The sequence below is a fragment of the Mesorhizobium loti CJ3sym genome, from assembly GCF_000472785.1.
In the GTDB taxonomy this organism is placed as follows: Bacteria; Pseudomonadota; Alphaproteobacteria; order Rhizobiales; family Rhizobiaceae; genus Mesorhizobium; species Mesorhizobium loti_E.
Genome location: NZ_AXAL01000001.1, coordinates 398,608 through 420,895, shown reverse-complemented (window position 1 = coordinate 420,895; position 22,288 = coordinate 398,608). Strand labels below are relative to the sequence as shown.

18 protein-coding genes are annotated in these 22,288 nt (G+C 62.4%); 7 read left to right on the top strand and 11 right to left on the bottom strand.

What is annotated here, in order from left to right:
- The first annotated feature begins 5 nt into the window (after window positions 1–5).
- Window positions 6–425 (top strand): MAPEG family protein, encoded by a 420-nt coding sequence (locus A3A9_RS0102320; protein WP_027057337.1) that lies wholly within the window; start codon window positions 6–8, stop codon window positions 423–425.
- A gap of 201 nt (window positions 426–626) precedes the next feature.
- Here A3A9_RS0102320 and rnd read toward each other — a convergent pair whose 3' ends face one another.
- The 6 genes from rnd to A3A9_RS0102290 all read right to left on the bottom strand — a co-directional run bounded on the left by rnd (window position 627) and on the right by A3A9_RS0102290 (window position 7,715).
- Window positions 627–1,778, bottom strand: coding sequence for a ribonuclease D (gene rnd, locus A3A9_RS0102315; RefSeq protein ID WP_027057336.1), 1,152 nt, complete (start codon window positions 1,776–1,778; stop codon window positions 627–629).
- Between the two features lie 78 nt (window positions 1,779–1,856).
- Window positions 1,857–3,098 carry an MFS transporter gene (locus A3A9_RS0102310; protein ID WP_027057335.1) on the bottom strand — a complete coding sequence of 414 codons (1,242 nt, stop codon included), beginning with the start codon at window positions 3,096–3,098 and terminating at the stop codon, window positions 1,857–1,859.
- Between the two features lie 104 nt (window positions 3,099–3,202).
- Complete coding sequence (locus tag A3A9_RS0102305; RefSeq protein ID WP_027057334.1) at window positions 3,203–4,210, bottom strand: LacI family DNA-binding transcriptional regulator; 1,008 nt, start codon at window positions 4,208–4,210, stop codon at window positions 3,203–3,205.
- Between the two features lie 153 nt (window positions 4,211–4,363).
- Window positions 4,364–5,377: an alcohol dehydrogenase catalytic domain-containing protein gene (locus A3A9_RS0102300; protein WP_027057333.1), complete on the bottom strand. Its 1,014-nt coding sequence runs from the start codon at window positions 5,375–5,377 to the stop codon at window positions 4,364–4,366.
- Between the two features lie 32 nt (window positions 5,378–5,409).
- Window positions 5,410–6,180: an L-iditol 2-dehydrogenase gene (locus A3A9_RS0102295; RefSeq protein ID WP_027057332.1), complete on the bottom strand. Its 771-nt coding sequence runs from the start codon at window positions 6,178–6,180 to the stop codon at window positions 5,410–5,412.
- A 215-nt stretch (window positions 6,181–6,395) separates the two neighbouring features.
- Window positions 6,396–7,715 (bottom strand): ABC transporter substrate-binding protein, encoded by a 1,320-nt coding sequence (locus A3A9_RS0102290; protein WP_051370663.1) that lies wholly within the window; start codon window positions 7,713–7,715, stop codon window positions 6,396–6,398.
- Window positions 7,716–8,015: 300 nt separating this feature from the next.
- Here A3A9_RS0102290 and A3A9_RS0102280 point away from each other — a divergent pair, with 300 nt between their 5' ends.
- Window positions 8,016–8,996, top strand: coding sequence for a tagatose kinase (locus A3A9_RS0102280; RefSeq protein ID WP_027057330.1), 981 nt, complete (start codon window positions 8,016–8,018; stop codon window positions 8,994–8,996).
- Window positions 8,996–10,276: a D-tagatose-bisphosphate aldolase, class II, non-catalytic subunit gene (locus tag A3A9_RS0102275; RefSeq protein ID WP_027057329.1), complete on the top strand. Its 1,281-nt coding sequence runs from the start codon at window positions 8,996–8,998 to the stop codon at window positions 10,274–10,276. Before A3A9_RS0102280 ends, A3A9_RS0102275 begins: the two co-directional genes overlap by 1 nt.
- 33 nt (window positions 10,277–10,309) lie before the next feature.
- Here A3A9_RS0102275 and A3A9_RS38100 read toward each other — a convergent pair whose 3' ends face one another.
- Window positions 10,310–11,539: an MFS transporter gene (locus tag A3A9_RS38100; RefSeq protein ID WP_033838263.1), complete on the bottom strand. Its 1,230-nt coding sequence runs from the start codon at window positions 11,537–11,539 to the stop codon at window positions 10,310–10,312.
- 110 nt (window positions 11,540–11,649) lie between these two features.
- Between A3A9_RS38100 and A3A9_RS0102265 the strand changes: the two genes are divergently transcribed.
- Both A3A9_RS0102265 and aspS read left to right on the top strand, forming a co-directional pair.
- Complete coding sequence (locus tag A3A9_RS0102265; protein ID WP_027057328.1) at window positions 11,650–12,408, top strand: DeoR/GlpR family DNA-binding transcription regulator; 759 nt, start codon at window positions 11,650–11,652, stop codon at window positions 12,406–12,408.
- A 139-nt stretch (window positions 12,409–12,547) separates the two neighbouring features.
- On the top strand, window positions 12,548–14,338 hold the full coding sequence (gene aspS / locus A3A9_RS0102260) for an aspartate--tRNA ligase (RefSeq protein WP_027057327.1): 1,791 nt from the start codon (window positions 12,548–12,550) through the stop codon (window positions 14,336–14,338).
- A gap of 117 nt (window positions 14,339–14,455) precedes the next feature.
- Here the strand turns inward: aspS and A3A9_RS0102255 are convergent, their stop codons facing one another.
- On the bottom strand, window positions 14,456–15,646 hold the full coding sequence (locus tag A3A9_RS0102255) for a hypothetical protein (protein WP_027057326.1): 1,191 nt from the start codon (window positions 15,644–15,646) through the stop codon (window positions 14,456–14,458).
- 337 nt (window positions 15,647–15,983) lie between these two features.
- Between A3A9_RS0102255 and parC the strand changes: the two genes are divergently transcribed.
- Both parC and A3A9_RS0102245 read left to right on the top strand, forming a co-directional pair.
- The gene (parC, locus tag A3A9_RS0102250) at window positions 15,984–18,236 is read left to right on the top strand and encodes a DNA topoisomerase IV subunit A (protein WP_027057325.1); all 2,253 of its coding nucleotides are present in this window, start codon (window positions 15,984–15,986) and stop codon (window positions 18,234–18,236) included.
- Window positions 18,237–18,486: 250 nt separating this feature from the next.
- Window positions 18,487–19,695 (top strand): AI-2E family transporter, encoded by a 1,209-nt coding sequence (locus tag A3A9_RS0102245; RefSeq protein WP_027057324.1) that lies wholly within the window; start codon window positions 18,487–18,489, stop codon window positions 19,693–19,695.
- Between the two features lie 18 nt (window positions 19,696–19,713).
- Here the strand turns inward: A3A9_RS0102245 and A3A9_RS0102240 are convergent, their stop codons facing one another.
- The 3 genes from A3A9_RS0102240 to A3A9_RS0102230 form a co-directional block, all read right to left on the bottom strand.
- Window positions 19,714–20,610, bottom strand: a complete 897-nt coding sequence (locus A3A9_RS0102240) for a DMT family transporter (protein WP_027057323.1) — start codon at window positions 20,608–20,610, stop codon at window positions 19,714–19,716.
- Window positions 20,611–20,738: 128 nt separating this feature from the next.
- Window positions 20,739–21,503 (bottom strand): arginyltransferase, encoded by a 765-nt coding sequence (locus A3A9_RS0102235; RefSeq protein WP_027057322.1) that lies wholly within the window; start codon window positions 21,501–21,503, stop codon window positions 20,739–20,741.
- A gap of 138 nt (window positions 21,504–21,641) precedes the next feature.
- The gene (locus tag A3A9_RS0102230) at window positions 21,642–22,112 is read right to left on the bottom strand and encodes an RDD family protein (RefSeq protein ID WP_027057321.1); all 471 of its coding nucleotides are present in this window, start codon (window positions 22,110–22,112) and stop codon (window positions 21,642–21,644) included.
- Window positions 22,113–22,288 lie beyond the last annotated feature (176 nt).

The following is a 22,288-nucleotide window of genomic DNA, read 5'->3' as shown; positions in this document are numbered from 1 at the left end:
ATCCTATGAACCAGACCAGTATTTTCTGGCCTGTTTTGGCGCATGTGCTGCTGATCTACATCGTCTACTGCGTTCTGGGCCTTCGCCGATACGGTGCGGTCAAGTCAGGCGAGGCCAAGGTCGGTCAGTACAAGGTGCGCTCGACCGAGCCGGCGTCCAGCGTCACGGTCGCTGCCAATCTCGTCAACCAGTTCGAACTGCCGGTGCTGTTCTATGTGCTGTGTCTGACGCTGCACGTCACCAACGGCGTCAACTATCTGACCCTGGCGCTGATGTGCATTTTTGTCGCCTCACGCTATGTCCATGCCTCGGTTCACCTGACCAGCAACAATCTGCTGCTGCGCAACCGCTCTTTCGTCGTCGGCGCGGTGGTTATCCTGCTCGGCTGGATCTGGTTCGCGCTGCACCTGCTGGGAGTGGTTTGAGCAGGGACAATCGCCCCGGCCCTTCGCAAGGCTCAGGGCGTTCGAAGGCCGAAAAGCCAAGCAATTGGCTTTTCGTGGCCTGCGGCCACCCCTTCTCACCCTGGAGCAATTCCAGAAAAAGTGTGAGCGGTTTTGCATCCGGAATTGCGTCAAAACAAAGAGTTAGAGCAATTCGCCGTTTCCGTGAAACGGTGAATTGCTCTAAAGGTCGAACACCGCGATCTTGCGCTTGTCGAATTTGATGCCGATCTCGCCGCGCACCAGTTTCAGCGCCTGTTCGCCGAACACGGCGCGCCGCCAGCCTTGCAGCGCCGGCACGTCGGCCTCCTCGCCCTCGGCCGCGATGCGGTCGATGTCGTCGCTGGAGGCCAGCACCTTCGAGGCCACGCCCTGCTTTTCGGCGACGATCCGCAGCAGCACTTTCAACAGTTCCGCCGCGGCATTTGAGCCTTCCGGCGGCTGAAAATTCTTCGGCAATTTCGGCATCTGCTCCTTGGGCAAGGCCAGTGCCGTATTGACCGCGCCGAGCAAGGCCGTCGCCGTCGAGGAACGCTCCCAGCCTTTTGGCGTGGTGCGCAGCTTGCCAAGGGCAGCGGCGTCGCGCGGCGCCTGCTGCGCCACTTCGTAGATCGCGTCGTCCTTGAGCACGCGGCCGCGCGGCACGTCGCGCTCGCGCGCCTCGCGCTCGCGCCATGCCGCCACGGTCTGCACGATCGCCAGTTCCTGAGGCTTGCGTAGCCGCATCTTCAGCCGCTTCCAGGCATCCTCGGGATGTGGATCGTAGGTCTCGCGCGATGTCAGGACATCCATTTCCTCATTCAGCCAGTGGGCGCGGTCTTCCCGCTCCAGCTCGGCGCTGAGGTGCTGATAGACCTCGATCAGATGGGTGACGTCGGCCAGGGCATAGTCGAGCTGCTTGTCGGACAGCGGCCGGTGGCGCCAGTCGGTGAAACGGGATGACTTGTCGAGCCGCGCCCCGGTGATGCGCTGCACAAGCTGGTCGTAGGAAACACTGTCGCCGAAGCCGCAGACCATCGCCGCGACCTGCGTGTCGAAAACGGGGTGCGGGACGAGATCGCCGAGATGGACGATGATTTCGATGTCCTGCCGTGCGGCATGGAAGACTTTCACCACCGCCTCGTTGGCCATCAGCCTGAAGAAGGGCGTCAGGTCGATGTCTGACGACAGGGGGTCGATAAGGGCGGTCACCCCAGGTGCGGCCATCTGGATCAGGCACAGGATCGGCCAGAAGGTCGTTTCGCGGATGAATTCGGTGTCGACGGTGACGAAATCCGACTTTTCGAAAGCGGCGAGAACGGTCTCGAGTTCTTTCTGGGTGGTGATGACGTGCATCAAATCGCTTTTGGCAGGAGTAAGGTCTTCCTAGATTTCAGCCGGGAAGGCTTTCGTCAAGCTTTGGCGGCTCCATCATCAGCTTCCCGAGCCATCGGAATCACCATTCCGCCTGGCCAGGCGCGCAAAAACGGTCGAGGTGCGCAACAGCGCGGTGAATCGGCTTCGCTTGCCAGCCGGCACACCGGACCGGGCCTGCATGCGGTAGAGGATGACCGCGATGAAGACCGCATAGACCATGGCGCTGAACACGAACAGCGCGCTCGGCCCGAAATGCTGCATCGCGGTGGAGGCAGCGAACGGCCCGCCAATGGCGCCGAAGGAATAGAACAGCATCAACGCCGCGTTGATCAGCACGAACTCGCCGGTTTCGGCGCGGTCGTTGGAATGCGCTGCCGACAAGGAATAGAGCGGCATGGCGAAACAGCCGAAGATGAAGATGATGATGAAGTTGAGCAGTGGATTGCTGCCGGCGATGAACACCAGCGCCAATGCTGAAAGCATAGCGCAGCAGGTTGTGATCAACAGCACCCGGCGCCGGTCCCAGCGATCGGAGAGATAGCCGAGCGGATACTGGATGATGGCGCCGCCAAAGATGCCGACGCTGACGAAGGTGACGACATCGGCAACCGACATGCCGATCTGCTCGGCATAGACCGGCGACAGCGTGCGGAAGGCGCTGTTGGTGACGCCGACGGCAATGCAACCGAAACAGCCGAGCGGCGAAATGCGCCAGACGCGCGCCAGGTCGAGCTTGACCTCCTCGGGCGGCGTCGGGTTGGAGCGGTCGCCGAGCGAAACAGGCACCAGCGACAGCGTGATCATGATCGACATGATGGCGAAGATGGTGAAGCCGCCGGCGCCGAAGACCGGGATCAGGAACTGGGCTGATGTCACCGAGCCGGTGTCGACCATCCGGTAGATCGCCAGCACGCGTGCGCGGTCGTGATTGCTGACGCCGGAATTCAGCCAGCTTTCCACGATGGTGAACAGCCCGGCGAAGCAGAAGCCGCCGGCAAAGCGCACCGCGCACCACATGACAGGATCAAGAACCAGCACCAGGAGCAGCGTGCCGACCGAAGCGATCGCGGCCAACGCCGAAAACGCCCTGATATGGCCGACCGCCTTCATGATGCGGGTGATGGCCAGGCAGCCGAGCAGGAAGCCGGCGAAATAGAAAGTGCCCATCAGGCCGATGTCGGAAGCCGAAAACCCTTCCTGCGCGCCGCGCAGCGCGATCAGTGTGCTCTGCAGCCCATTGCCGCCGAGCAGGATGCCTGCGGCGAGAAGGAGCGGGATCAGCGGGCGGATGGAGGACATGAAGAAGCAATCACGTATCGGTGATACCTTCTTGAACCATCGCCCGGTTCAATGCCAGCGCAATTCCGAAGCAATATCGATACCATCGGTCACGCCGAGAGCGCTCAGGCCGAGCTTCGCAGCATGAGCTCGGCGTTGAGCAGGATGCGCCCGCTGCCTGGCTTGGCCGAGGATTCTTCATCCAGCCTCTCCAGGAGGAGTTCGATGGCCAGGCGGCCGATCTCGTTGTAGTTTTGCGCCACGGTGGTGATCGGCGGGCATGCGTAGCGCGACAACGGATGGTCGTCGTGACCCGCGACCCGCATGTCGCAGTCCGAGCCGTGGCCCACCTTCAGGCCCAGCTGATAGGCGGCCGCGATGACGCCGAAGGCGACACGGTCATTGGCGCAAAGCACTGTCTTGGTGGCAAAGCCCTCCGCCTTCAGGATGCGAAGCGCTTCGTCATACCCGAACTTCTCGAAATCCCATGACCGCGCATCGGTGGCGGGCACGATTTCAGGCGTCATCTTGAACTGCTGCATGGCCTCGACATAAGCCTCCTGTCTGGCCGAGGCGTTGTTGTTGACCAGAGGCATGGCGAAGTAGCAGGGCGGCTCGCCGGACCGGCAGAGATAATCGACGATCAGCCTGAAACTCTGCCTGTTGTCGGTGCCGACGAACGAGGAGGTCTCGTCAAGCGGCGAGTCGACATAGATCAGTGGGATGCTTGATCCGAGTTCCGCGAGAATCCGGTGGTGGGACTGCACGCCGAGCGGCGCGATGATGGCGCCGGCAATGTTCATCGACCTGAATGTCTGGATCGCCTGGTCTTCCATTTCGGCATGTCCGTCGGAAGACAGCACAAATGCCAGGAAGCCGGCTTGATTGGCGATCGTTTCGATGCGGCGCGTCAGCGCCATGTAGAACGGATCCGTCGAATTCGGGATGATGACGCCGAGAATGTTGCTGCGGCGGCGGTTGAGATTGACGGCGAACATGCTCGGCCGGAAGCCGGACTTCTTTTGCGCGGCCTCGATCACGTTTCGGGTGTTTTTCCGCACCGAGCCGGGATCGTTGAAATATTTGGAAACGGTGGTGCGAGACAGGCCGACAAAGGCTGAGAAGTCCTCCATCGTCCTTATCGTCTTTGCCATCCGTGGGCTCCTTGTTCGAACTGCCGTCGCCACTGTCTACTTGAGTCACCTTTTCGCGGAAAGGAGGAGGAATGGGCTTTCCAGGTGCAGGGGGCTGCCTGTGGCCCACGGGCGCGGCTGTACTTTTTGAAATTATGGCTCCGCTGAAAACTGGACTTTCATTGTCGCCGGGTCGCCGCTGCCTTTGGCAAAGAAGGGCAGCAGTTCGGAAAGCGGCAGCTGGTGGCTGACAAGCCGCGCCATCGTGCCATCATCGCGTTTGAGGATATCGAGCGCCTGCGGGATGTTGCGGTTCAGCGAATGCGACCCCGCAAGTCTGATCTGCCGGCGGAAAATCTCGAACGGGGCGGTCGAGATCCTGGCGTCCGGCGCGCAGACGCCGAAGACCAGTGCCGTGCCGCCATCGGCGGTGAAGCCGATCATGCCCTCGACCACCTTGGCGACACCGGTGGCATCGGCGACGAAATCGAAGCCGCGCGCCCTGGCGGCGAGTTCCTGCGATCCCGATACCAGCGATTCCAGCCCGAGCGTCTGAGCGAAGGCGAGCCGCTGCTCGCTAATGTCGGCAACGGCCACGCTTGCCACGCCCTTGGCCTTGAGCGACAGCGCCAAAAGCAGGCCGATCGGCCCGGCGCCGAAGACCAGCGCGGTGCCGGGAATACTTTTGCCGGCCTCGATGCCGGCGCTACCCAGACCGTTGAGCACGCAGGCGAGCGGCTCGGCAAGGGCCGCCGTGGCGAAGCCGAGGCCGCCAATACCGTGCAGATGATCGACCGCAACCAGGCTGAACTCGGCGAAGCCGCCATTCTCGGTCACGCCATAGGCTTTCAGCGAGGCGCACAGATTGGTCAGGCCTTTCCGGCAGGCGGGACAATGCCCGCACGGGATGTTGGGATCGATGGCGACCCGGTCGCCGGGCTTCACCGCCAAGACATCGTCGGCGACCGCCTCGACAGTGCCGGCATATTCATGGCCGGGAACCAGCGGAAACGCGCCCACGCCGTAGCGGCCATGCAGCACCTCGATATCGGTGTGGCAAAGCCCTGCCGCGCGCACCCGCACCAGCGCGTGCCCGGCCTTGATGCCGGGCGTTTCGAGGTCCGCCATGCCGGCGACGCCGGCCGCGGCAAATCGTATGGCCTTCATGTCAGTCTCCCCCCAATCTTGGGCTGCGAGCCTCAGCTCATCCAGTTGCCGCCGTCGACATTATAGGTCTGAGCCAGGATATAGTCGCTGTCGGAGGAGGCCAGGAAGACGGCAAGCCCCGCAATATCCTCAGGGTTTGCGAAACGGCCGATCGGGACGGACTTCGCCACCGCGGCCTTCTTCTCTCCCGGCTTCAGGCCCTCCCAGCGGGCAAAGTGGGCGTCGACGACATCCCAGTGCTCGCCATCGACGACGCCGGGCGCGATGGCATTGACGTTGATGCCATGCTTGACCAGCGCCAGTGCCGCCGACTGCGTTGCCGAGATGATCGCCGCCTTGGAGGCGCAGTAAAGCGTCACCAGCGCCTCGCCGCGGCGGCCAGCCTGGCTCGCCATGTTGATGATCTTGCCGCCGCGACCGCGCGCGATCATCACATTGGCGACCGCCTTCATCACGAACAGCGGTGCCTTGAGATTGATGGCAAACACCCTGTTATAGCTGGCTTCAGTGATGTCGGTGATCGGCGCCATGTCGAAGATGGCCGCATTGTTGACGAGGATGTCGATGCCGCCGAAGTCGCGGTCGACCTCGGCGACGACCCTGTCGATCGCATCGAGGTCGGTGACGTCGAGCTTGACGGCGCTGGCCGCCGGACCGATCGCGGCGGCTGCCCGCGTCGCACGCTCGATGTCGATATCGGCAATCACCACCTTGGCACCTTCGCGCGCATAGGCTTGCGCGAAACCGAGGCCAATGCCGCGTGCACCGCCTGTTATGAGGGCAATCTTGTCTTTCAGTCTCATTTTAGTTTTCCCGAGCTTCTTGAAGATGGGCCGCCAAATGACGAGGGCGTGGCGTGCCGGGGCATGGCTCGTTGCACGCGCCTTTGAGGAAAGCACGGATCCGTTTTAGCGGATCCGTGCATCCTCCCGGCCTGTTGCAACGGGAGGTTTTTTCAGGCCAGGATCACCAAGGGCGGCACACGCTCCGCGCCTGGGCATTTTTGGCTTGAGTTCACCTATTTGATGTAGCCTGCCTCCGTCATCGTCTTCTCCACCGAGGACTGTGCGCCATTGAGCGCATCATCCACCGACTGCTGGCCGGTAACCGCGGCGGCAATCGCCTGACCGACCTCGGTTCCGATGCCCTGGAATTCGGGGATGGCGACGAACTGGATGCCGGTATAGGGAACCGGATCCTTGGTCTGCTTGGTCGGATCGGCGGATTCGATCGCCGAAAGCACCGTCGCGGCGAAAGGCGCCGCCTTCTGGTAGTCAGGGCTGGCATAAGTGGATTTGCGCGTCCCCGGAGGTGCCGCGACCCAGCCTTCGGTCTCGCCGACGCGCTGGACATAGGCTTTCGAGGTTGCCCATTTGACGAAGGATTTCGCCACATCGGCCTTCTTGGTCGAGGTCGGGATGGCGAGGCTCCATGCCCAGCCCCAGGCCGAACCGTTTGGCGTGACCGCCACCGGCGCCTTGGCGAAGGCAACCTTGTCTGCGACCTTGCTTTGCTTCGGGTCATAGACGCGACCTGCCGCTGACGTGGCATCGATCCACATGGCGCAATGGCCGGAGGCGAACAAAGTCTGGTTCTCGTTGAAGCCGTTGGAACTTATTCCCGGCGGTCCATCCTTCTTCATCGTGTCGACATACCAGCCGATCGCCTTCTTCCACGCGTCGGAATTGATCTGCGGCTTCCAGTCCATGTCGAACCAGCGGCCGCCGAACGTATTCACCAGCGTGCCGACAAAGGCCATGTTCTCGCCCCAGCCCGGCTTGCCGCGCAGGCACAGGCCGTATTGCTCCTTCGATTTGTCAGTGAGCTTGTCGGCGAATTCCGTGATCTGGTCATAGGTCGGCTGTTCCGGCATCTTCAGGCCGGCGGCGTCGAACAGATCCTTGCGGTAGAGCGTGAACGAGCTTTCGGCGTAGAAGGGCACGGCGTAGAGCTTGCCGTCGACCGTCAGGCCACTGCGTACCGGCGCGATCAGGTCGTCATAGTCGTAATCGTCGCCGAGATCGTTGAGCGCGGTCAGCCACCCGGCCTTGCCCCAGATCGGTGTTTCATAGCCGCCGATCGTCAGCACATCGAACTGGCCGCCCTTGGTGGCGATGTCGGTGGTGACCCGCTCGCGCAGGACGTTTTCCTCGAGCACCACCCAGTTGACCTTGTTGCCGGTCGCCTTCTCCCATTCCGGCGACAGCTTCTGCATGATGATCATGTCGCCATTGTTGACCGTCGCAACCGTGATCTCCTCGGATAGGGCGGCAGTGGCCGTCAGCGCTGAAGCAGCGACCGACACGGCGGCAATTCCAATAAACTTACCTCTCAGCATTTCGTCTCCTCCCTTACGAATGCGCATGTATAAGTGAACATGCGTTCATATTTTATTGCGCTACAGGAAAGCCAAGTCAAGCACGTCATGGTTTGATTCTGGCGCGATGCGCTCGCTCGCCATAGGATGTTCGCCATTCAAGGCGATCAGAAAAGTCGCATGAGCAGAGAGGTAAATGAACATGCGTACAGTTTTTGTTGACTCCAGCCTTGCCGCGATTTACCTCGGCTGCGGACAGGCGCTATCGTGCAGTCGGCGCGCCAGGACCGGCGTGTGACTGGGGGAGAAGGAATTGCAGGAATGAACCGCCGAAGGGAGATCGCCTCCCAATCCACGGGGCCGACGATAGTCGCCGGCGAAATCCTGGTCGAAATCATGGCGACGGAGCGCGGTCTCGGCTTCCTCGAGCCGCTGACGCTGATGGGTCCTTACCCAAGCGGGGCGCCAGCCATCTTCATCGACCAGGTTGCAAGGCTCGGCGGCAGCGCCGGCCTCATAGGCTGCGTTGGCCGTGACGATTTTGGAACCCTCAACCTGGAAAGGCTACGGCGCGACGGCGTCGACGTCTCGGCCGTTGATGTCAGCGACCGCTACCCCACGGGAAGCGCGTTCGTGCGCTACAGGCCGGACGGCGGCAGGGACTTCGTCTACAATATCGCCGAATCCGCCGCAGGGCAGATCCACCTTACCGCCGAGGCGCGCCAGCTGGCGGACAAGGCAGGCCATCTCCATGTCATGGGGTCGACCCTGTCGGTATCGGGGCTGAAGGAGATCGTCGCCTATGCCATGAAGGCCGTGCGTGCTCGGGGCGGCTCGGCCTCCTTTGATCCGAATGTGCGCAAGGAACTGATCGACGGCGCCGACGGCGCGCAATTTTCAGCGCTGGTCAACGATGCGGACCTGCTGCTGCCTTCCGGCGACGAGCTGCTGGCCACGGCGGGCGTCGATGATGAACGCCAGGCGGTGACAGCGCTGATCGCAAGAGGCGTTGGCGAGATTGTGCTGAAGCGCGGCGCTGCCGGTTCAACCCGTTTCGGCGCCGACGGCAGCAGGATCGACTGTGCCGGCTTCCTGGTCGAGGAAGTCGACCCCACCGGGGCCGGCGACTGTTTCGGCGCGACCTACCTGACCTGCCGGCGCAAGGGGATGGAGCCTGCCAAGGCGCTGTTTTATGCCAATGCCGCCGGCGCCCGCAACGTCACGCGGCGTGGGCCTATGGAGGGCCTTGCCGGCTTCGATGTGCTTGACGATTTCATTGCCGGGACACAGAGAGCGACATGATGGCCAATCCGCTCGCAACGCTCGCCTCCGCACGCAGAAACGGATCGCCCTACGGCATCACCTCGATCTGCTCGGCTCATCCGACGGTGATCCAGACCGCGATCAGACGTGCGGTCGCGGACAAGGAAGCCATCTTGCTGATCGAGGCAACCTGCAATCAGGTCAACCAGTTCGGCGGCTACACCGGGATGACCCCGGACTTGTTCGTCGCCTTCGTGCTGGAGATCGCCAGAAAGGAAGGTCTCGATCCCCGGCGCATCATCTTCGGCGGCGACCATCTCGGGCCGAACCCTTGGCGGGCGGAGCCGGCCGCGCAAGCGATGAGCAAGGCCGAAGCCATGGTCACGGCTTACGTCTGGGCCGGCTTCAGCAAGATCCATCTCGACGCGTCGATGGACTGCGCCGGCGAGCCGGCGGCCCTCGATGACGAGACCATCGCGACCCGGGCGGCGCGACTGGCCAAGGCGGCTGAAAAGGCAGCGCTCGCGCGCGGTGGCGCATTGCCGGTCTACATCATCGGCACCGAGGTTCCCGCCCCGGGCGGCGTCGATCACGCAATCAGCGAGCTCAAGCCCACCGAAGCGGCGGCGGCGCGGCGCACCATCGAGGTGCATCGCGAGACCTTTGCCCGCGAGGGTCTGGCGGAGGCATTTGGCCGCGTGATCGCCGTGGTCGTGCAGCCTGGTGTCGAATTCGGCAGCCAGAACGTCGCCGCCTACAGGCCGGAGGCATCGAAGCCACTGACCGGGCTGCTCGATGAGGAGCCGTCGCTCGTCTATGAAGCGCATTCCACCGACTACCAGAGCCGCGCGGCGCTGACCGCACTTGTCGGCAATGGCTTTCCGATCCTTAAAGTGGGCCCGGGCCTGACATTTGCCCTGCGCGAGGCGCTTTATGGGCTCGACCTGATCGCGTCCGAAATGGTTGCCGACTATGGCGACAGGTCGCTTGCCCGCACGATGGAGCGCGTGATGCTAGCGGCACCCGACCATTGGCACAGCCACTATCATGGCAATGAAACGGGCCGCTATCTGCAGCGGCATTACAGCTATAGCGACCGCATTCGCTACTACTGGAACAACCCCACCGCAGCCGTTGCCGTCGGCCGTCTGCGCGAGGTTCTCACCGGCGTCAGCATCCCTGAAACGCTGATGCGGCAGTTCCTGCCGATGGTGCCGGCCGAGCTCGGGCCGGCCGGGAATCCAAAGGCCATTCTTCACGACGCGATCGGCCAGGTGCTGGCCGACTACGACGCGGCTTGCCGTGGCAACACCGCCTGAGCCCTTCCCCGTCGCTTGATGAGGAGACGCCCTTCACTCTGCGGCCCGCGCCAGTATCTTGTCCGGCGCTGGTTCGAGCGGTTCGTCAGTTGGCGCCACCGGTTTGTCGGCGGCCGGCCGCCTGCCAAGCGATCCTGCGGTCAGCAGGCTGAGGATAATGAACGGGATGCCGATGCCAAAGGCCGAGCGGATGCCCCAATGGTCTGAGACGAAGCCGAGCAGCGGCGGGCCGAGCAGGAAGGCCACGAAGGAAATCTGCGACAGCGCAGCGACATTGATCGCCGCAGGCCGGTCCGTCCGTTGAGCGGCGGCCGAGATCGCCAGCGGGAAGAGGGCGCTGGTGCCGATCCCCAGAAGGGCAAAGCCCAGCATGGAAACGAACGGCGCAGGCGAGAAGAAGACAATCAGCACGCCGGCCGCCATCAACACCAGCAGCACCCGCGCCACGCCGCTCGGCGAATGGCGGTCGACGAAACTATCGGCGAAGAAACGCGTCGTTGCCTGGGAGAAGGCGAACAGCGCCACGGTGAAGCCGGCGACGAAGGGGCCGGAGTCGAACACCGTGCGCATATAGATGGCCGACCAGTCGATGCTGGCGCCTTCCATCAGCATGGCGGCGAGCGTCACAGCGACGAGGACAAGGATAGGTAGTGTCGGTCGTGCCAGCACGGGTGCCTTCTCGCCAGCGCCGGCGAAGCGGCTCGGCGCCGGCTGGTAGCCGCCGAGGAACAGTGCCATCGAGATCGCGACGATAGGCACGATCAGCGCCAGATGCAGTTGCGGCGATACTCCGAGATGCCCGAGTGCGGCGCCAAACAGGCCGGCGCCGAAGAAGCCCATGCTCCAGAACGAATGCGCACGGTTCATGATACGGCGCTTGACCAGGAATTCGGTCCGGTCGGCCTCGACATTAAGCATGATCTCGACGCTGCCGATCATCAGGCCAACTGGAAACAGCATCAGGAACAGCGCCAGCGGTCCCGGCGCATGCACTGCGATGGCATAGGCGAGCGCCAGCAGCGGGACCAGGACGAGCAGCGCGCGGCGGAAGCCGACGCGCTCGAGCAGCGGCGTTGCCAGCGTCAGCGCCGTCAAGGTGCCGATCGGCGTGCCGATCAAACTGAGGCCGAGCGTGCCGTCCCCGATGCCCATGGCATGCTTGATATCGGGCAGCCGCGGAAAGATGTTGCCCATTGCGAAGGAATAGATCGCGAATCCTGCATAGACGCGGTGTTGAGGGGCAAGGTTGAGACCAAGGCGCATCGCGGTGCTTTCAAGGGAGAGAGGCGGGGCTTTAAGGCAGCCCGATCAGCGGCTTCTTGCATGAACGTGCAAAACATGCAAGAACGTGCACATAGAAATAGGATCAGGCAATGCTCACCGATCAACGCCACCAGCTTATCCGCGACCGCCTTGCGGCGGAGGGAAGTGTGCTGGCCGGCGAACTGGCGAGCCATTTCGGCGTTTCGGAAGACACGGTGCGCCGAGACCTCAGGGAACTGGCAAAGGCCGGGCTATGCCGCCGCGTCTATGGCGGCGCCGTTGCATCAGCACCTTTCGCGACGGTGCCGGTCGGCCAGCGTGCCAGCCATGCGGCCGAAGAGAAGACGCGGCTGGCCCGCGCGACCGTGGCATTGCTTGCGCGCGGGCAGACGTTGTTCATCGACAGCGGCACGACCAACGCCGCGATCGCCAGGGCCATTCCGCGCGACCTCGATCTGACCGTCGCCACCAATTCGCTCGAAATTGCCTCGGTGTTGTCGGACCACGCCCTGATCGAGTTGATTGTGCTGGGCGGCAGGTTCGACCGCCACCTCGGCGCTTGCGTCGGCGCCGACACGCTTGCCGCCGTCGCGCAGCTTGGCGCGGACCTGTTTATCCTGGGCTCCTGCGGTCTCGATGTATCGCGGGGCGTGACGGCATTCGTTTCGGCGGAGGCCGAGGTCAAACGAGCCATGGCCAGGAACAGCGCCGGCATCGTCATTGCCGTCACCAGTGACAAGCTCGCCACCGCAGCCCCGTATCGCGTCGCCGGGGCCGAAACGATCCGCCATCTGGTGGTCGAAAAGACCGCACCGCCTGCGATCCTCGCGGATTTCGAACGTCAGGGCGCCGAAATCCATCTCGCCTGAAGGCTCGGCGGCATGCCGGGCGTCGGGATTGCCCGCTTGCCTTGACAAATCGGGCCTCCCATGCGCTTTTCGCGCAAATTTTGGGCCGGGCTTTGATGCTTTGGCCCGCAACCCAGCACCCCGGACTTTAGCAATGACCATGCACCGTTACCGCAGCCATACCTGTGCCCAGTTGAGAAAGAGCGATGTCGGCTCTTCCGTTCGCTTGTCGGGCTGGGTGCATCGCGTTCGCGACCACGGCGGCCTGCTGTTCATCGACCTGCGTGACAATTATGGCCTGACCCAGATCGTCGCCGATCCGGATTCGCCGGCCTTCAAGGTTGCCGAGACCGTGCGTGGCGAGTGGGTCATCCGTGTCGACGGCGAGGTCAAGGCGCGGTTGCCCGAGACCACCAACGCTAATTTGCCGACCGGTGAGATCGAGATATTCGCTCGCGAGATCGAAGTGCTGTCGGCGGCCAAGGAGTTGCCGTTGCCGGTGTTCGGCGAGCCGGACTATCCCGAAGACATCCGGCTGAAATACCGTTTCCTCGACCTGCGCCGCGAGACGCTGCACAAGAACATCATTGCTCGGACAAAAATCATCGCCGAAATGCGCAGGCGCATGGGCGAGGTCGGCTTCACCGAATTCTCGACGCCGATCCTCACCGCGTCGTCGCCGGAAGGCGCGCGCGACTTCCTGGTGCCGTCGCGCATTCACCCCGGCACCTTCTACGCGCTGCCGCAGGCGCCGCAGCAGTACAAGCAGCTGATCATGGTGTCGGGCTTCGACCGCTATTTCCAGATCGCGCCGTGCTTCCGCGACGAGGATCCGCGCGCCGACCGTTTGCCCGGCGAATTCTACCAGCTCGACCTCGAAATGAGCTTCGTGGAACAGGATGACGTGCTGTCGACCATGGAACCGGTGATGCGGGGGGTGTTCGAGACCTTCGCCAATGGCAAGCCGGTGACGCAGAAATTCCAGCGTATTCCCTATGATGTCGCCATGCGCAAATACGGCTCCGACAAACCCGACCTGCGCAATCCGATCGAGATGCAGGCCGTATCCGATCATTTTCGCGATTCCGGCTTCAAGGTGTTCGCCAACATCCTGGCCAACGACCCGAAGGCCGAAGTGTGGGGCATTCCGGCCAAGACCGGCGGCAGCCGTGCCTTCTGCGACCGCATGAACTCCTGGGCGCAAGGCGAGGGCCAGCCGGGGCTGGGCTACATCTTCTGGCGCAAGGAGGGCGACAGGCTCGAAGGCGCCGGCCCGCTCGCCAAGAACATCGGCGAGGAGCGCACTGAGGCGATCCGGCAGCAGCTTGGCCTTGCCGACGGCGACGCTGCCTTCTTTGTCGCTGGCGATCCGAAGAAATTCGTCTCCTTTGCCGGTGCAGCGCGCACGCGTGCCGGCGAGGAATTGAATCTCGTCGACCGCGAACGCTTCGAATTGTGCTGGATCGTCGACTTCCCGTTCTTCGAATGGAACGAGGAGGAGAAGAAGATCGACTTCGCCCACAACCCGTTCTCGATGCCGCAGGGCGGCATCGATGCGCTGAACGGCGAGGACCTGCTCGGCATCAAGGCCTTCCAGTACGACATGGTCTGCAATGGCTTCGAGATCGCCTCGGGCGGCATCCGCAACCATCTGCCTGAAACCATGGTCAAGGCCTTCGAGACGGTCGGGCTGGATCGCGCCACGGTCGAGGAGCGCTTTGGCGGCCTCTACCGCGCCTTCCAGTACGGCGCGCCGCCGCATGGTGGCATGGCCGCCGGTGTCGACCGCGTCGTCATGCTGCTAGTCGGCGCCAAGAACCTGCGCGAGATCACCATGTTCCCGATGAATCAGCAGGCCTATGATTTGTTGATGAACGCTCCGTCTGAAGCCTCGCCGCAGCAGCTTCGCGAACTGGCGCTGCGTGTCGCGCCGACCAAAAAGGACGCCTGATCGGGAGCTTCGGACGGCACTTTAAAGAACCGTCCGAACCGATTCTTTCGATTCGATAATCCAACAAAAAAAGCCCGGCATCGCTGCCGGGCTTTTTTGTACCTTGAGGCCGTCCGATCAGTCTTCGTTGGCCTTGACATGGACGCCCAGCGTCTTCGGCAGGTCGAGCGGGTTGGACATGGCACCGGCCATGATCAGTGCGAATGGCACCGATGCCGGCGGCTCGGCCGAGACTTCGAGGCTCTTCGGCGCGTCTAGATACTTGCTGACGGCGGCAGTCACTTCGGCCGTCAGTTCCGGATTGTTGAGCTGCGCCATGCCGAAGGGCACGATCGCCTTGGCCTGGTTGGCGATGTCCTTGGCCGACATGCCTTGCTGCTTGCCGACATAGTCCAGCACCTTGCCGGTCAGCGAATCGTCGTCGAAGCGGATCGAGGCGCTGTTGAAGGAAAGCTGCTGCAGCAGGCCGAGCATGGCCATGCCTTGCGCCGAATTGTCGGCGCCTTCCGGCTGCGCGGCCATCTTCTTCTGCATGTCCTGCAGCGACTTGACGAAGTCCATCGTGTAGCCGCCGAGGTCGAAGGTCATGCCGAGCGTGCCGGCGTTCTCGACCGAGATATCGTACTTCGACAGCTCCATCTTGCCATCCGTCGGCTGCCAGGTGCCGGCAATCTCGAAATTGCCCGAGATGTTCTGGTAGCCGAGCGCGTCGATGACTTCCTTCGACTTGGGATCGTCGACCAGCGTCAGATCGGCATTGAACTTTTCGGTGGTGCCGGTGAATTCCATCGCCTTGCCGTCGGCGGGCGGTGTGATCTTGATGGCAAGCCCGTCCATCGAGAAGGCGGTCTTGTCGGCGACCTTGACCGTCATGTTCGAGAGTTCGGCCGACTTGTAGATCATCAGCGCGCCGAGTGGGCCGGTGGCGCCATCGGCCGGAACCGTCATGTCGTGGATGACGAAGGGGCTGAGATCGAGGGTGACGCCGTCCTTGCTGTGTTCGAAGGCCGAGGTCGAGACGGTGCCGATCTCAAAACCGCCATTGGCCGCGGTGACGTTCTCGAGTTTGACGTCGCCGATGGCGAGGGATTCCTTTTCCGCCGCCGGCTTGATGGCAACGCCCTGCAGCACCATGCTGGTGTTGTCACCGGTCACGCCGGTCCAGGAGATGTCGACGCCCTGGGCAGCCAGCGCCGCCTTGAGACGGTCGGCAACCGCCGCGTCCTGGGCAAGGGCCGCATTCAGCGGCAATGTGAACAAGAAGGTCGAAAGAGCGAATTTCCGGAGAGTTGAGCGTTTGATTGTCATCGCGAGTTCCCTGAGAGAGTCCTGAAATTGTTTTTCAATTCTTCGCGCTTTCACCATTCCGTGACGAACTGGACGGGAAAAAGGCATTTCCCGCACAATGGTCAAAAATCACGGCGAAAGGCAAACCTGATCCGAATGCCATAGGATAATGCAGTGAATCTGGCATGAAGATCGGGCCGTCAAGCGTTGTCGCGCTTCGCAATAGATGCGGCGTGTAACAGATTGATGTTGGCCGGCAAGCTCGACCTTGCGGTTTCATGTTGCACAAACGCGCGCAAGTCGACTGGTCCGGTGCGCGCCTCTTGCCGCGAATCACCCGCTCGGCTAGTCCCAGCCCATGGCAAAAAGGGTTTTGCCGCCTCAAGATGGCGGCGGCGATCACATCGAACCGGTCGATCTGAAGAAGGCGCTGGAAGAGCGCTATCTTGCCTATGCGCTGTCGACCATCATGCACAGGGCGCTGCCGGATGTTCGCGACGGGCTGAAGCCGGTCCATCGCCGGATCATGCATGCCATGCGCCTGCTGCGCCTCAACCCCGACCAGGGCTTTGCCAAATGTGCTCGCATCGTCGGCGAGGTGATGGGCAAGTTCCACCCGCATGGCGACCAGTCGATCTATGACGCTCTGGTGCGGCTGGCGCAGAGTTTTTCGATGCGTTACCCCTTGGTCGACGGGCAGGGGAATTTCGGCAACATCGACGGCGATAATGCCGCCGCGATGCGTTACACCGAAGCGCGCATGACCGAAGTGTCGACGCTGCTTCTCGAAGGCATCACCGAGGATGCGGTCGATTTTCGCGCAACCTACAATGAGGAAGACGAAGAGCCGGTCGTGCTGCCCGGCGCTTTCCCGAACCTGCTTGCCAATGGATCATCGGGAATCGCTGTCGGCATGGCGACCTCGATCCCGCCGCACAATGCTGCCGAGCTTTGCGATGCCGCGCTGCATCTGATCGAGCATCCGGACGCGCCGGTGACGAAACTGATGGACTTTGTCCAAGGGCCGGATTTCCCGACTGGCGGCATCATCATCGATAGCCGCGCCTCGATCCTCGAAGCTTACGAGACCGGCCGTGGCGGTTTTCGCGTGCGGGCGAAATGGGGTCAGGAAGACCAGGGCAGGGGCACCTGGAACATCGTCGTCACCGAAATTCCTTACGGCGTGCAGAAGGCCCGGCTGATCGAAAAGATCGCCGAGCTGCTCATCGCCCGAAAACTGCCTTTGCTGGAGGATATCCGCGACGAGAGCGCCGAGGACATTCGCGTCGTGCTGGTGCCGAAGAGCCGCTCGGTCGATCCGGGCATCCTGATGGAATCGCTGTTCAAGCTGACCGAGCTCGAAAGCCGCTTCCCGCTGAACATGAATGTGCTGTCGCGCGGCAAGGTGCCCAACGTCCTGTCGCTGAAAGGCGTGCTCAAGGAATGGCTGGAGCACCGCCGTGAGGTGCTCGTCCGCCGCTCGAAACATCGGCTCGGTGAAATCGAACGGCGCCTGGAGATACTCGCCGGCTATTTGATCGCTTACCTCAACATCGATGAGGTCATCCGCATTATCCGCGAGGAGGATGAGCCCAAGCAAGTGATGATGGCGCGTTGGTCGCTGACCGACACTCAGGCCGAAGCCATCCTCAACATGCGCCTGCGCGCTCTGCGCAAGCTTGAGGAATTCGAGATCCGCACCGAGTTCGATGGCTTGAGCGCCGAGAAGAAGCAGATCGAGGCGCTGCTTGCCTCGAACGACAAGCAATGGGCGACCATCAAGTGGGAGGTCGCCAATGTTCGCGAGAAATACGGACCGGAAACCGAAATCGGCAAGCGCCGCACGCTGTTTGCCGACGCGCCCGAGCACGATCTGACCGACATCGCCCACGCCATGATCGAGCGTGAGCCGGTCACCGTGGTCGTCTCGGAAAAGGGCTGGCTGCGGGCGATGAAAGGCCACTTGACCGACTATTCGGCCCTGACCTTCAAGGAGGGCGATAGCCTCAAGCTCGCCTTCCACGCCCAGACCACCGACAAGGTGCTGGTCTTCACCACCGGCGGCAAGTTCTACACCATCGGTGCTGATCGGCTGCCGGGCGGGCGCGGCCACGGCGAGCCGATCCGCATCATCGTCGACATGGATAATGACCAGGACATCGTCACTGCTTTTATTCACGATCCGAAGCGCAAGCTGTTGCTTGCCTCGCATGAAGCCAACGGCTTTATCGTGCCGGAAGAGGAAGTGGTCGCCAACACCCGCAAGGGCAAGCAGGTGATGAACGTCAAGGCGCCCGACGAGGCCAAACGCTGCATCCCGGTCTCCGGTGATCACCTGGCCATCGTCGGCGAGAACCGCAAGATGCTGGTGTTCGCGCTCTCCGAGATCCCGGAGATGGGACGCGGCAAGGGCGTGCGGCTGCAGAAGTACAAGGATGGCGGTCTGCTCGATCTCAAGCCGTTTACGCTTGAGGCCGGCCTATCCTGGCAGGATTCGGCCGACCGCACGTTCACAAGGTCGCGCGAGGAACTGGCCGAATGGATCGGCGCCCGTGCGTCGGCAGGGCGCATGGTGCCGAAGGGTTTCCCGAGGACGGGCAAGTTTGGGTAGCTGAGCCTTCTTCCTTCTCCTCCTGTGGGAGAAGGTGGCCGAGCGAAGCTCGGTCGGATGAGGGGTGTTCCAGCTTGGCACTAACGCCTCACTCCGCTGGAACACCCCTCATCCGTCTCGGCGCTGCGTGCCGATCCACCTTCTCCCACAAGGGGAGAAGGAAAGTACCTCATCACCAATTTGGACTATCGTCACGATTGCTGCACTATATCGGTGCATAAGCGGGAAGGTGTTTGGGAAAGGCCGGCGTTTGAAGGAAACCAAGATCCAGAAGCCGGAACGGCAGCAGCGCCTGTTCGGCCTGTCGACGCCATTGGGGTCGGCTGTCATTCCGCCGATTTCGGCGGCGCGCTGGCTGCTGGTGCTGATCGTTGCCGCCGGCGTCTATTTCTTCCACGGTTTCCTGTTCCCGGTGCTGGCCGCACTCGTCATCGCTTTCGCCAGCTGGCCGCTCTATTGGCGGTTGCTTGCCGGTGTCGGCGGCAACCGCACCATCGCCGCCACCCTTGCCATCCTGTTCATCCTTGCCTTCCTGGTGATACCCATCGCGCTTGCCGGCACCTACGCTATCAACGAGGTGCGCGAGTGGGTTGGCTGGGCGATAGAGACCAACCGGCATGGTGCCGTGACGCCGCACTGGATCGCCACACTGCCTGTCGTGGGCGACTGGCTCAACGAGCAATGGACGACCAATCTAGGCCATCCCGGCGGCATCGGTGAACTGATCCAACTGGTCAGTGGCGCCAATATCGGCAGCATCTATCGCGGTGCCCTTGCCGCTGGTGGCAGTGCTTTCGGACTGCTGCTCACTTTGCTGTTCATGATGATCGCCCTGTTCTTCGCCTATCGCGATGGCGAGCATTTCGCTGGCCAGATCGACCGTCTCGGCGAGCGCATCCTGCCGACCCGCTGGGAGCGGATTTCGCGCGTCGTGCCGGCGACGATCTCCTCGACGGTGACCGGCATGACTGTCATCGCGATTGGCGAGGGGCTGGTGCTGGGCATCGCCTACTGGCTGGCCGGCGTGCCGTCGCCGGTGACGCTCGGTGCCCTGACCGGCGTCATGGCGCTCATCCCCGGCGGCGCACCTCTGTCCTTCACCCTTGTCTCGATTTACCTCGCCGCCAGCGGCTCGCCCATGGCCGGTCTGGCACTGTTCATATGGGGTACGGTCGAACTGTTCATCGTCGACAAGACGCTGCGCCCGAAGCTCGTCGGCGGGCCGATAAAACTGCCCTTCCTGCCGACCTTTTTCGGCCTGATCGGTGGCGTCAAGACCATGGGTTTCCTGGGCCTGTTCATCGGCCCGGTGCTGATGGCGCTGCTGGTCGCCATCTGGCGCGAGTGGCTGCGCGAGGTGGAACTGGTCGATGAAATCGTACCGCCGGCTGAAATCGACGCCGGCCCACAGATCGAGATCCTGCCTGAACCCGGCGTGATCAAGAAAGCCAGCGCCTGATTTCGAACCCGTCGCGTCTCAGACCGGATGATGCACCGCAAAATCGGTCCGTCGCTTACGGCCCTCATGCAATTGCCACAACGAATGCGCTATCAACGTGACGATCAGGATCCCGCCGCCGATCAGGCTGTTGCGGCTCGGTGCCTCGGCAAAGATCAGCCACACCCAGACCGGCGCCAGCACGGTTTCGAGCAGGTAGAACATCGCCACTTCCGGCCCCGAAATGTATTTCGGTCCGGCGGCCAGACAGAAGAACGAGATCGGCATGATGACGGCGCCGTTGAAGATGATCCACCAGGGCGCGTTCACGTGAAAGCCTTCGCCCGACACCATGAACGCCGCCAGCCCAAGCGGCAGAAGGACGCCGACAAGTGAGGTGAAGCCCATGTCCTTGCCGCTGGCGCGCGAGATGGTGATGGCCACGGCGACGAAGAAAGCCGAGCAAAGCGCCATGAAGTCGCCGAACAGCTTGCCGGTGCCGACTGATCCGCCGACTATGACCAGCACGCCAAGGATCATGATCGCCATGGCGATGATGGTTACCAGCTGCGGCTTCTCCTTCAGGAATACCCAGGACAGCAATCCTGCGAAGACGGTGTTGAAGGCCAGGATGAACACCAGATCGGCGGTCGAGGTGTGATAGACGGCGGTGACGAAGGTGATTCCGGTCAACCCATAGCAGATCGCCACGATCAAACCGGACCAGCCGGGAATGAGCTGTGGGGCGTTCCGGCTCAGCGCCCGCCAGACCGACCAGATCACCATGGCGGCGACGAATGTGGTGCCGGTGCGCAGCAGCATGATCGTCCATGCGCCGCCGTCGGCGAGGCGGATCAACGGTATGTCTGATGTCAGCGTCAGTCCGCCGAGAGCGGTTAGCAGAAGGCCTTTCTGATGGTCGTGATGAGAAGACATGCAGGAACTTTCGCAATGAAATGCAGGCTGGCGGCTGGCCGGTGCGACAGCACACACTCTCCAGCCAACCGGCTGAAAAACCAGCATCGCCTGCCGTGAAACAGTTTAAGCGCGGATCGTGAAAAAACTCAGCGTGAAACCGCTTCGTTGGTGTAGCGCTCCCAGCCCTTGGGGCCGAGATGCTCCTGCGGCATGAAGCGCATCTTATAATTCATCTTGCGCGAGCCGTTGACCCAGTAGCCGAGGTAGACATGGGGCAGGCCCATCGCCCTGGCGCGGGCGATGTGGTCGAGGATCATGAACGTGCCGAGCGACCGCTCCTCGAAATCGGGATTGAAGTAGGAATAGACCATCGACAGACCGTCGGCCATCTTGTCGGTGAGCGCCACCGCGATCAGTTCGCCCTGACCCTTGCCGGTGATGAAGGTGTCAGGCCCGCGCCGCCGATATTCGATCACCTTGGTGTCGACATGCGTATCCTCGACCATCATGGCGTAGTCGAGCACCGTCATGTCGGACATGCCGCCGCGACGGTGGCGGGCATCGAGATAGCTGCGGAAAAGAGAATACTGTTCGGTCGAGGGCTCGGCGTTGTGCATATGGCCGACGAGGTCGGAATTGTGCTGCAGCACGCGCTTCATGTTGCGGCTGGCGGTGAATTCCTGGGCGAGGATGCGCACCGAGACGCAGGCACGACAGGTCTCACAAGCCGGCCTGTAGGCGATGTTCTGCGAACGCCGGAATCCGCCTTGCGTGAGGAGATCGTTCATCTCCGCCGCCTTGTCGCCGACCAGATGCGTGAACACCTTGCGCTCGAACTGGCCGTCGAGATAGGGGCACGGCGACGGCGCGGTCAGGAAGAACTGTGGCGACTGGGTCGGATGCTGCGTCATCGAGCCTTGGAAACACTCCTTCGAGTCGCTCTACCTTTGGCGCGGAAAGCGAAAAATTCAACAGGATTGTGAAGGCGCCGTCATGAGAACGCCTTCACATTTGCGCCGACGCGGCGGTAGCGCTTCCCTGAAAGGCCGTCAACGGCCCGTGCGGCTGACTACCGTGCCGAGCAAAAGGTCGTGCAGCGTGCGCTTGCGGTCGGAGAACAAGGTCACCAGCAGGACCAGCGGCGACAGGATGACGTTGCCGGCCCAGAACAGCACGGAATGGACGACCGCGGTCAGTCCGTCGATCGGCCTGCCGTCCAGCCGGTCAAGGCGAATGCCCATCATTTTCATGCCCGTGGTGGCCTGGTCGGCACTGCCCAGCGTGTTCCAGATGTAGAGGATGGCGACGGCAGGCACGAGAATGCCAGAAAGCATCCAGCCAAGACCCAGCGTCAAAAACCCGAGGAAGAACACCAGTATGGCGAACACGACGCTGAGCAGTCCGACGATGATGTAGTCGAGCACGAAGGCCAGAATGCGCCGTGTGCGCACGCCTTCATAGGCCCTGACATCGTCAAGCCGGGTGTTGATGATTTCGCCGTCGAGAACGCGCGCGTTCATGTCATTTCCTCGTAACATGGCCCGACATAGGTTGCGGACCGCTCGACACTGAAATGGTGAAGGCCCGTGTCGGAATCAAGGTGGGGTTCGCCCCGGGGCGCAAGGCTCGAGCGACGCAGGACACAATCCGAATCGGTTGAATTTACCGTGCGGATAGCATTAGCTTGCTGCGGCGC

Coding starts and splice junctions, on each gene's coding strand:
- A3A9_RS0102320 (WP_027057337.1), top strand. CDS start 6: ATGAACCAGACCAGTATTTTCTGGCCTGTTTTGGCGCATGTGCTGCTG.
- rnd (WP_027057336.1), bottom strand. CDS start 1,778: ATGCACGTCATCACCACCCAGAAAGAACTCGAGACCGTTCTCGCCGCT.
- A3A9_RS0102310 (WP_027057335.1), bottom strand. CDS start 3,098: ATGTCCTCCATCCGCCCGCTGATCCCGCTCCTTCTCGCCGCAGGCATC.
- A3A9_RS0102305 (WP_027057334.1), bottom strand. CDS start 4,210: ATGGAGGACTTCTCAGCCTTTGTCGGCCTGTCTCGCACCACCGTTTCC.
- A3A9_RS0102300 (WP_027057333.1), bottom strand. CDS start 5,377: ATGAAGGCCATACGATTTGCCGCGGCCGGCGTCGCCGGCATGGCGGAC.
- A3A9_RS0102295 (WP_027057332.1), bottom strand. CDS start 6,180: ATGAGACTGAAAGACAAGATTGCCCTCATAACAGGCGGTGCACGCGGC.
- A3A9_RS0102290 (WP_051370663.1), bottom strand. CDS start 7,715: ATGCTGAGAGGTAAGTTTATTGGAATTGCCGCCGTGTCGGTCGCTGCT.
- A3A9_RS0102280 (WP_027057330.1), top strand. CDS start 8,016: ATGAACCGCCGAAGGGAGATCGCCTCCCAATCCACGGGGCCGACGATA.
- A3A9_RS0102275 (WP_027057329.1), top strand. CDS start 8,996: ATGGCCAATCCGCTCGCAACGCTCGCCTCCGCACGCAGAAACGGATCG.
- A3A9_RS38100 (WP_033838263.1), bottom strand. CDS start 11,539: ATGCGCCTTGGTCTCAACCTTGCCCCTCAACACCGCGTCTATGCAGGA.
- A3A9_RS0102265 (WP_027057328.1), top strand. CDS start 11,650: ATGCTCACCGATCAACGCCACCAGCTTATCCGCGACCGCCTTGCGGCG.
- aspS (WP_027057327.1), top strand. CDS start 12,548: ATGCACCGTTACCGCAGCCATACCTGTGCCCAGTTGAGAAAGAGCGAT.
- A3A9_RS0102255 (WP_027057326.1), bottom strand. CDS start 15,646: ATGACAATCAAACGCTCAACTCTCCGGAAATTCGCTCTTTCGACCTTC.
- parC (WP_027057325.1), top strand. CDS start 15,984: ATGGCAAAAAGGGTTTTGCCGCCTCAAGATGGCGGCGGCGATCACATC.
- A3A9_RS0102240 (WP_027057323.1), bottom strand. CDS start 20,610: ATGTCTTCTCATCACGACCATCAGAAAGGCCTTCTGCTAACCGCTCTC.
- A3A9_RS0102235 (WP_027057322.1), bottom strand. CDS start 21,503: ATGACGCAGCATCCGACCCAGTCGCCACAGTTCTTCCTGACCGCGCCG.
- A3A9_RS0102230 (WP_027057321.1), bottom strand. CDS start 22,112: ATGAACGCGCGCGTTCTCGACGGCGAAATCATCAACACCCGGCTTGAC.